We start from the raw sequence: 10425 nt of genomic DNA, 5'->3' as shown, positions 1-10425 counted from the left end.
GGGGGGGGGGGGGTCCGGGGGGGGGGGGGGGCTTCTCGCAACCCCCTGCGCGGGGGGGGGGGCGGCGCCCCGGGGGGGGGGCCCCCCACCCCGGTTCGGTCAGGCGTCGGTGTAGTCGGCGATCACGTCGAGGGTGGACTCCACGGAGTTGAGCTGGGTGAACAGGTGCTTGATCCACCGGCCCTTGGGCTGGTGGCGGGAGAGGATGACACCGGGGCCCGTCCTCTCCCGCGTCGCCCGGATCGCTGACGGCCCCGGCCGCTGCGCCCCGCCACCCGCGTCCGCGGAACGGCTCGGCGGTGTCCCGGCGGGGCTTCCCCGCCGGGACGTCCCGGGTCACAGGACGAAGGGGTTGCCTCCCTGGGCGGCGATGAGGTACCAGGCGGTGGCACCGGTGTGGAGGGAGGCGTAGTAGGTGTCGCCCTCGCCGGTGGTGAGCCCGTCGCGGGACGCGGCGACCAGGCCGTGGCCGTCGGTGTTGGGGGCGCTCTGCTGTGCCAGCAGCAGGGTGTCGAGCAGGGCGCCGGCCTTGACGTCGTCGCCCACGGCGCCGCGGGCGTTGTAGGCGGCCAGTAGGTGGGCGGTCCCCTCGAACCAGACCTTGGAGGTGTCCGTCCGGCCGAAGCTGACGCCGCTGAACGGGCCGTCGGTGGCCTTGAGGTTCTCGGCGGCCCAGTCGACGGAGCGGGAGTAGCGGGTGTCGCCGGTTGCCAGGAAGCTCCAGGTCTGGATGTCCTCCGGGACGGTGTCGCGGTTCTGGGTGACCCCGTCGAGCCCGGTGCCGGTCCACAGCCGGCCGTCGTCGGCCTGCATGGTGGCGACGAAGGCGAAGGCGTTGGCGGAGCGCTGCTTCCACGCCTGGTCGCCACTGGCCTTGGCGAGCATGGCGAAGAAGGCGCCGGTGTCGATGTTGTGCTCGGTGGCCTTCCAGGTGATCGGGATCATCTCGGCACCGGTGCCGTCCGCGTTGCGCAAGCCGCCGGTGTAGCCTCCGGCACCACGGGTGTCGGCGGCGTTGCTCTGGATCCAGTTCGCGATCCTGAGGGCCCCGTCGAGGAAGCGCCGTTCCCCCGTCCGGTCGTACAGGCGGGTGAGTGCCATGCCCGCCCAGGACATGTTGCCGGTGTAGACGGAGAACCCGCCGACGTAGGGCGCGCCGGTGGCGGTGACGAACGGGTCCGGTTCATAGGACGCGCGCAGTCTGCCGTCGGGGGTGATGTCGTGAGCCTGGGCGTACAGCAGGCTGTCGCCGAGGGCGATGGCGCGGGGGATGTCGTCACCGGAGCCGCGCCGCAGGTAGGCGGTGATGACCAGGGCGTTGTCGTAGGTGAAGGAGGCCTGGTAGCCGTTGGGCCCGAACTCGTCGCCCGGGGAGAAGTGCCCGCCGGTGTAGCTTTGCGGGACGCGCAGCGCCGACGGCGAACCGTAGCGGTCGAAGGTCTGCGACAGGAACGAGTAGCCGGAGTCGACGGCGGCGGTCGGCACCGGGCGGGTCTGCGGCTGGGCCCCGTAGAAGTGGCGCTGGACACTCATGGCGCCGGTCATGTCGGGCAGGGCGTGCAGGGCGGCGGCGTGGTAGCCGCCGACGAACCTGCGCCCCGTCTCGTTGATCATGAAATGGCCGAATTCCGTGGTCAGGAGCTCGAAGTTCTGCTGCGGGTCGTCCGCCCTGCACGGCGCACTGGGAACCAGCTCGTCGGTGTGCGGGTTGACGGCCATGCAGTCCCCGTGTCCGTCCTCGAGGAGGAAGTATCCGGGGTGGCCCTGCAGGGGTGCCCACATGGCTCCGTCGTCCGGGTAGCCGACGTCCACCTGCTCACCGATGAAGTAGTGCGGTGGGAAGAACGGGTCGGGCGCCTCGGTGAAGCGCTCGGCGATCCGCAGGTGGGTAGCCCCGTCCAGCAGCGACCACAGCTGCATGCTGGCGATGGTCATCCCACCGGACGACCAGGTGGTCATGTCGACCGTCGGCAGATGGGTGTTGGTCGGCGGGTCCGGGAAGAGCACACTGCTCGGGGACGGGGACTTCGCCATCATCGGGCGCGGGTACGCATCGGGACCGGTAGGCGTGACGAACATGCCGAGGCCGTTCTGTAGGCGGCCCAGGCTCGCGTTGTACGTCCAGATCTGGGTGTCGTCAGGGTATGGCTGGCAGTCCTTCAGCACCAGTATGACCATGCCCGGCATGATCGGGCCCCCGGTGTCCAGGCATCGCCGGTCGTTCATGCCTTGCATCTGGTAGTAGGTCTGGCCCTGGAGGTTCACCGGGCGCAGGGTCTGCCACACCTGGTCGAGACTGTGGCGCCAGGGCGACTGCGTCACCGTCGACCCGTTCGGGTCGCTCGCGCTGTGCTGTTCCAACGCCACCACGGCGTTGGTGATCGTGTCGTCGTGGACCGCGAGAGTCTGCGGCTGCGCGGCCGCCATCATCCGTCCGAAGGACACCGCCCAGTGGTCGCTGCCGTAGTTCTCCCCGCGCTGGGCGTTCCACCGGTTGTCGGGAACCTGGACGTTGGAGATCATGTAGTCGATCTCCCGGCCATTCAGCTGAGTGCCGCGAATGGGGTTGCCCGGCGTCGCGACCTGGCTGTAGGTGCGGAAGCCGGCGGGGAGCTGGGCTTGGACGATGTCCCCGGGGATCCGGTTGAAATCGGCCAGCACCATGACGTGCTGGAGTCCGAGCGTCTGCGCCACGTCGTTCGTCAGGCGGACGTTCAGCTCGGCGTTGTTGGGCATGCCGTTATTATTGGGAAAGTTGGTGCCCTCGCCGTCGTTCGAGGCGTGGAACGACGCCGCGATCAGGCTGTCGGCATAATTGACGACGGCGATTCCGTCACGATCCGCCGTTCCTGTGATCGCATCGACCTGGTTCGGCACGAAGTCCGTGACGATGCCCACTGCCAGGTCGATCGTGCGCCGGATGAACAGGTGGCGCACACCGTTCGTGGTTCCGAAGGTGTAGTGCTCGATGTCGAGCGCGGAACCGACGTTCGCGAGTCGGGTGGAGCCGCCCGGAGGGGCCGCCGGCACCTCCTGCAGTGCGACGATGTTGTGCTCGCGCGCCAGGGCGGCGACGCGGACCCAGTTCCCGGTGCCCCGCGCCAGGTTCCAGGTAGCCACACGGTAGTCCTGGGCTGCGGCGTGGGCGACCGTGGCACCTCCGATGACGGCGATCATCGTGCTCAGCAGGGAAGTCACCAGGAGCACGCATATTCGCCGGAAGCCGGCGGGCTGACGCGAGGGCGCCGACCGCGCGAGGGCGCGGCCTATGACACGAACGGGCATGAATCTTCCTCAGGAATGGGGACGAGGGTCGTCACCCTGGGAACGGCGGCCTCGGCTCATGGGTTCACACTCCGTCCGACCTCGGGTCCGTGACGGGGTTCCGCGTGATGACGCCACGGCGCGGGTTGCGCTACGGGCCCTTTCGGAAGTGGCGGGCGCGAAGGCCCGGTACTACCCGCTTCGAGGAGCCGGCCTCACGGATACGGACACCGCGACCCGTAAATGGGTCGATGTCCCGTGCACCGGCGACGGACTGAAAAGGGCGAAGCACCGATGCGGTCGCGCGGGCGCATCCTGGTCGACCGCGCTTACGTGCAGTATGCGTTTCACCAACGCGCGACTGCCGTCCGGTTCACGCGTTCCGGACGTGCCGGGGGCCATGGAGCGGCCATCCTCCACAGAGTCGGGTCCCGCCGTTTTCCGAGGTGGCCGGCAAGGGCGGCCGCGGTACGGGTGGTACCGACGAACTTCGCGCCCGGCTCGGCGATCCGGTCATGGACCGATTGCCCGGCCGGAGCCGCCTGACAAGCCGCCGGTCCACCTGGGCCCTCATCCGAACGGTGGCGTGCTGATCCGCTTCTCGAACCAGTGGTGGGCATACGGCTCGTCGTTGAAGGCAGCGACCTCCTGGAAGCCGCTGGAGTGGTAGAGACCAATCGCCGCGGTGAGCGCCTTGTTGGTGTCCAGGCGGAGTACCTCGCAGCCTTGCCGGGCGGCTTGAGTCTCCAGCTCGGTCAGGAACCTGCGGCCGAGACCGAGGCCCCGGGTGCGGGGCGCGACCCACATGCGTTTGATCTCGGCCGGGGCGCCGGGGGGCAGCTTCAGGCCGGCGCAGCCGACGGGCTCTCCGTGCAGCCGGGCAACCAGGAACAGGCCGCGCGGCGGCCGGAGTTCGCCTGCGTCGGGCAGCAGGCTCCGCGCGGGGTCGAAGCCGGACTCAAAGCGTGCCCGAATCTCGGCGAAGTAGGACCGCAGGCAGTGCTGGGCGTCGGGGTGGTCTGGGTCAACCGCGTCCAGCGTGACCGTCGCGGCGGTCAGCAACCGTTCGACCTCGGCCATGGCGGCGGTCAGCCGGGCGCGCTGGGCCGTGTTGAGCGGCTCCAGGAGAGAGCCGGCCAGCTCGTCGCTGCGGCCATCGATCACCGCGCGCTCAGCGCGGCCCGCATCGGTGAGCCGGATGGTGCGCACCCGCCTGTCCCGGGACTGCGGCTCCACCGTCACCAGGCCGTCGGCTTCCAGGGAGCGCAGCAGCCGGCTGACGTACCCGGAGTCGAGCGCGAGGTGCTCGCGCAGTTGCCGCACGTCCAGGCCCTCCTCACCGATCTCCCAGAGCAGCCGGGCTTCACCGACGGGCCGGTCGCGGCCCAGGTAGTGGTCGTGGAGCACGCCCACACGTTCGGTGACGGTGCGGTTGAACTGCCGCACCTGGTCGATCTGCACCCTGTCCATTCTCTGACTCTAGTCAGAGAACCATGTGCGGGGCCAGAGGATTCAGCCTTCACCGAGCCCAATCACAGATCATGCACCAGTCCCGCCCGGGCGGATTGCCCCAGAAGTGCACCGTGGTCTCGCCACACCAGGGGCAGGGCCAGCCCGGCTCCAGCTCGTCGACGAACGCGGCGAGAACGCCGGCCTGGTGATGCAGGCGCGCCTCGTCCTCCCGAGGCCCCATGTCGGTCCTCCTCGCCCCGGCTCCGCCTCGCCCGGCCCCTCACCGAGGATCTGCGTCGCCCGTGGGAAAAGCCCGCGCCGCCGAAACAGGCTCACGCCCGCCCGGGTCCGACGCGGGTTCCACAACATTCGCGTGGAGACGCCCCCTGCAAGGCCACTACCTCCGATGGGCGGGCGGGACACCGTCGAGGGGCAGGCGTTCGCGGCACCGGTGCACCGTCTGCGGCCCGCCCAGCCCGGCCTGCCGGAGCATGACGGTCTTCCGCGTCTCGGCCCGGCGCCGCCGGACGGCGGGCAGGCGTTCGGCCGCCTCGTGTGCGCGCCGGTCGGCCGACATCGCCGTACGCGCCCGCTGTTCGTCCCGCAGGGCATCGATCCGCAGGCGAAGGCGGCCGGCCCGGTCGCGGTACTCCCGGGCGGCGCGGTGGTGGTGCCCGGCGTCCTGGTCAGCGATCCGGCGCAGGTGGTGGCGGTAGGCGTCGGCGCCGCCGCCGATGCGTGCCCACAGTTCCAGTGCGGCGTCGACGCCGGCGGGGTCGCCGATGTCGGCGAGCGCCTGGGCGCGGACTCTGCGGTGGTGGTGCTCGGCCTGGAGCAGCGCCTCGAACTCCGCCTGCCGGGTGCGCCGCAGCTCGACGAGGGCTTCGCGCTCCCCGCCGGGGAACGCGGGACGGCCGGACGGGCCGGCGGCGAGTTCGTCGGCCAGGCGGGCCCGGCGCCGGGTCAGGTCGGCGAGTGCGGCGTCCGCCGCGAGCAATCGGGCGTGGCCGGTGACGCGGTCGACGAGCGCCTGGACCTGTCGGTCGATGCGGCCGCCGGCGAGCATCCGGGCCTCGGCGCGGGCGGCACGGTCCTCGGCGTCGGCCGCGGCCTCGGCCTGGCACGCGGCGCGGTCGAGGGCGGTCCGCAGGGCCGCGTCGAGTTCGGCGTCCGACCAGCCGCCGAACGGGCGTTCCCGCCAGGCGGGAACGGCGGTCGGGACGGGGCGCCGCCGGTCGGGACGTTCGGCCGGCTGCCCGACAGCAAGCCGTTCGGCGGCCCGGCCGCGCTCGGCGTCGGCCCTGGCCCGCAGGCCGTTCGGCGCGGTGCGGGCCAGCCGCCGTTCGGCGGCGGCGAGCGCCTCAGCGGCCCGGACGGCCAGGGCGGCGTGCGCGTCCGCCCGGGTCTGCAGGGCGCACGCACGGGCGCGCTGGTCGTCGGTGGCGGCCGTCCGGCGGGCGGCGTCGGCGCGGACCCGGTCGTCGTCGGCCTGCTGCCGGGCGCGGGCGGCCAGGCGCCGGGCCGCGTGGACGGCGGCCAGCGCGTCGGCGGCCTCGGCCGCTTCGACGCGGGCGGCCCGTGCGCGTGCGGCCACCTGCCGTCGGTGCTCCTCGTCGGTGACGGTCGGGGCCGGACGGTCGCGCCAGGCGGTGACCGCCTGCTGGGCGAGGTCGTGGTCGGCGGCCTGGATCGGCTCATCGGGGCGCTCCCCGAGGGCCTGCGTCTCGTGTCCGTGGTCCCACAGGTCGCGGTAGGCGGCGACGGCCGCCGCCGCCCGGTCCCAGAGCGCGCGGTGCGGGTGGTCCGGGGCGGGTGCGGGGCCGAGCACGTCGAGCCAGGTGGGGCCGGTGGCGGCGAGTTCGGCGGCGTGCCGCTGCTCGTCGGGAAGGAGTTGGGCGGCACGCCACAGGCCGCGCTGCTCGGTGCGCCAGGCGGCAGGGGCGTCACCGGTGGGCCGGGTGGCGTGGAAGCCGGCCAGGTCGCGCCAGGCGGCGGCCGCCGCGATCCGGTCGACCCACAGTCGGGCCCGGCCGGCGTCGGCGGGTTCGGGCCCGTGGGCGGCCGCCCAGCCGGTGCCGGTGTGGGCGTTCGCGCGGGCGCGGGCGGCCAGGCGGGCCGCCCGGACGGTGGCGTGCGCGGCGAGGTCGTGGGCGAGGGTGACGCGCGGGTCGGTGGGATCGGCATCGGGCAGCACCAGGCCCATCGCCTCCAGGAGCGCGGCGCCGGGCCGGGCGCAGGGCGGTGCCCAGTAGGTGGGGGCGGTCTCGGGCCGAGGGGCGCCGTCGGGCAGGCGCAGGCGCTCGCCGTGGTGTTCGGCCAGGGCGTCGAGGCGGGCGACCACGATGGCGGCCAGGTCGCGCAGTGGCCGGCCGGTGCGGTGGTCGGTCTCGTTGCCCCGCCCGTCCGCCCAGGCGGCGCGCAGGAGCCGGTCGGTGTCGTAGCCGTCGTCGGCCAGCCGCGCGCACCGGGCGCGCAGGGCGGGCCAGGCCTCGGCGGCGGCCAGGCGGGAGGCGGCGTGGCCGCCGAGCAGTGCGGCGATCGCCCGCTGCGCGGCCTCGGCGTTGAGTTCGTCGAGGACGTGGACGAGGCGGCCGGTGGTGGTCGCGAGGCACTGGGCCTGCTCCTCCTGGCGGCGGGCGGTGGCGCCCGCGGAGAGCCGGGTGCCGTCGCGCTCGACGATCGCGTGCCAGATCTCGCGGGCGGTGCGCGGGTGCCCGGGTTCGCCGCTGTCCCCGTCGGGGGGTGTCTGGGTGGCGAGGTAGGCGTGGTTGCCGTAGCGGCCCCGGGTGAGGGCCGGGTAGACGCCGTTGCGGTTCCAGCCGGTGTCGAGCAGGGCGCGGCCGACGTCGACGGTGACGCCCTGGCAGCGCGCGGAGGTGATCGCGTAGCCGAGGTCGACGGCGTCGGCGACGTAGGCCGGGGGCAAGGTGACGGTGCGCCGGGTCCGCTGGTGGCGCACGGTCAGGGAGCCGTCGGCGCCGACGGCCCCGACGGTCCAGACGTCTCCGTTGCGGACCCACTGGCGCCGGTCGGCGGTGGCGAGGCGGCGGTCGTTCACCCGGGTGACCACGAGGTCGCCGACGCCGGCGCGCCCGCGGGCGCCGAGGTCGGCCGTGCGCCGGTCGTCCACCAGGCCACGGGCGATGCGGTCCTCGCGGGCGAGGCGGGACAGCTCGGCGACGGCGGCGTCGGTGGCGGCGATCATGACGGAGCTCAGGCCGTCGTCGACGTCGCGCCGCCAGTCCTCGAAGAGCCGGCGCATGACGGCGGCGGCCGGGCCGCAGTGGATGCGCCCGCGCAGCTCGTACGCGTCGAAGGCGGCGCCGGCGTCGCCGACGGACAGCCGGTGGGCCGCGTCGACCTCCCACCGGCGGACCGTGCCGCCCGGGTCGCGGAAACGGCGGACCTCGGTGAGGCGGACGACGGCGTCGGGGACGCTCTCCTCGATGTCGGCGAGCGCGCCGCCCGCTCCGGGCGAGCCGAGCTGGCGCGGGTCGCCGATCGGCAGCAGCCGCCCGCCGGCCTGCCGGACCTGGCCGAGCAGCGCGGCGAGATCGGGGGTGGAGGCCTGGCCGGACTCGTCGACGATGACGATCGTGCCGGGCTGGAGCGTCCAGTGGCGCAGGCCCCGCCCGTAGCGCTCGGACATGGTCCGCCACCTGGCGATGTTCTCCGCCCGGATGCCCGCCTCGGCGGCGAGCAGGTCGGCCTGGACCTGGCCGCCGGCCAGCCCGATGACGGGGATCCGATGGGCGTGCGCGACCTCCCTCACCAGGCGCATGATCGTGGTCTTGCCGGTGCCGGCGGGGCCGACCACCCACGTGGCCCGGGTGTCCGCGCCGAAGATCCGGCGGACCGCGTCGCGCTGCTCGTCGGAGGGCGCGAAGCCCCGCTCGCTCTCGCCGGCCGCGAGGACCCGGTCGACTTGCTCGGCCGTCAGGCGGCGCACCGGCGCGGGGGTCGTGGACGCCTCGACGAGGGACCGCTCGGCGGCCCGGATGCCGTGGGAGGTCCACACCCGGGAGCCGACCTCGGCGAACAGTGACGGACGGTCGTCGCAGCGGGTGTACCGGGCGGGCAGGGGCACCGCGTCGGGCGGGGTCAGCAGCTCGCACCGGACGGGGCTGAGGACGCCGTCGACGACGCGGGCGAGGACCCGGTGGTAGTCGTCGTCGAGGTGGGCGCCGAGGGCGGTGAGCCGGCGGCACGCCTCGGCCTCGACGTTGGCCCGGGTCCAGGTGGCGCGATGGCTCTCCAGCTCGGCGAGAACCGCGTCGATCGCCTTCGGGACGACCATCGGGTCGGGGTCCGGCGCGGGGTGGGCGGCGCAGGTACGGGCAGCGGCCCTCAGCAGTTTGTCGGGGCGTCCGATGCCGTAGGCCTTGGCCCGGCGGCGCCACTGCCGGCGCTCCCCGTCGACGGTGGTCGCGGTCTTCGCCGGACGGGACTGGAGGGTGGCGGCCTGGGCCAGCTTGTACTGCTCGGCGCGCTCCGGTGCTCGACCCTCCCGGACCGCGAACTCGGCGATCATCCGGGCCAGGGCCCGCTCGGTGGCCTCGCGGCGCCGGGAGAACCCGCGCACCGCGCTCAGCGGCACCCCGAGGAACTCGCGCACCGGCCGTTTCGCGGGCCGGATGCTGTCCTGGCGCACCCCGGCGCGGATGCCGAACTCGGCGTGCATCCCGCGTTCCAGCTCGGCGGTGTAGGCCTCCGAAAGGGAGACCGCGATCCGGTGCAGATGGCGCGCGTCCAGGGCCAGCCAGCGGCCGTCCGCCGACCGCACCTTGCTGCTGATCGCGAGGTGCCGGTGATAGGCCGGATCGGCCGCCCGGCTGCTGCGGTGGACGAACACGCAGGCGATGAAGCCCTGGGCGCGGACCTGCACCTGGGAGGCGGCCGTCGGGCCGATCCGGGTGATGCAGGCCTCGCGCTCGACACGTTCGAAGACCCGCCGGAAGGCGCGCTCCTCGACGGCCTCCAGCCGGGCCCGCTCGGTGTCGTCGGCGCACCCCCACAGCACACTGAAGCTCTTCACCGGGGAGAACACCATCTCCCACCCGCACCGGGCGGTCCGGTTGCCCTCCTTCTCGGCCTTCGCCCGCAGCCGGAGCAGCCGCTCCTCGGTGGCCCGCGGCTCGGCGGCGGCGTACCGCTCGTACAGCTCGTCGGCGCTCGGGTAACGGCTCCAGCGCCGGCCGAGCGGGCTGCCGTCGACCGGGCTGAGGGCGTCCTTGAACAGGGCGTCGGCGGCCTCCCGGGTGACCCGCCGCCCGGCGATGCCGAGCTCGGCCGCCTGCGCCCCCAGCCACACGCCGGGGGTGTCACCGCCGCCCTCCCAGTGGGCCGTCAGCGAGCGCGAACCGGTCCTCACATCGTCGCCGGCGACGGTGGAGAGCAGGTAGTCGATGCCGCTGCCCGCACTGATCGGGTGGAGGGTGATCACCGGCCGGCCCCGGGCCCGCCGTGACCCGTCGGGGCGCCGACGACGTACCGGCCGGTCCGGCGGCCGACGGAGCAGGGCACCTGGCGCACTCCTTCGGGATCAACGGCGGATAGCAAGAGGTGTGCTGTTCCTGATCACGCTAGCTGTCCGTTCCGCTCCTGCTTCGCCTTCTCATCCGTGTCCGCTGCTCCTCCTTGCTCGCTTCTCTCCCCTCCTGGTCCTCTCTTGGTCCTCTCCTCGTCGCCTTCGATCCGCTCGTCGTCGAG

At 73.7% G+C, this 10425-nt stretch carries 3 protein-coding genes; all 3 read right to left on the bottom strand.

Annotation, left to right across the window (positions count from 1 at the left end):
• Positions 1 to 336: 336 nt before the first annotated feature.
• Positions 337 to 3198: a hypothetical protein gene (locus tag ACWGJO_RS32285; RefSeq protein ID WP_452189198.1), complete on the bottom strand. Its 2862-nt coding sequence runs from the start codon at positions 3196 to 3198 to the stop codon at positions 337 to 339.
• A 636-nt stretch (positions 3199 to 3834) separates the two neighbouring features.
• Positions 3835 to 4734: a bifunctional helix-turn-helix transcriptional regulator/GNAT family N-acetyltransferase gene (locus ACWGJO_RS32280; RefSeq protein ID WP_452189196.1), complete on the bottom strand. Its 900-nt coding sequence runs from the start codon at positions 4732 to 4734 to the stop codon at positions 3835 to 3837.
• 379 nt (positions 4735 to 5113) lie between these two features.
• Positions 5114 to 10159, bottom strand: coding sequence for a MobF family relaxase (gene mobF, locus ACWGJO_RS32275; protein WP_452189194.1), 5046 nt, complete (start codon positions 10157 to 10159; stop codon positions 5114 to 5116).
• Positions 10160 to 10425 lie beyond the last annotated feature (266 nt).

The sequence above is a fragment of the Kitasatospora sp. NPDC054795 genome, assembly GCF_053611565.1.
Note: the sequence above shows the minus strand (reverse complement) of the source record. Positions and strands in the feature narration are given on the sequence as shown.

Excerpts from the sequence above, each read along its gene's own strand:
- ACWGJO_RS32280 (WP_452189196.1), bottom strand. The coding sequence starts at position 4,734 with ATGGACAGGGTGCAGATCGACCAGGTGCGGCAGTTCAACCGCACCGTC.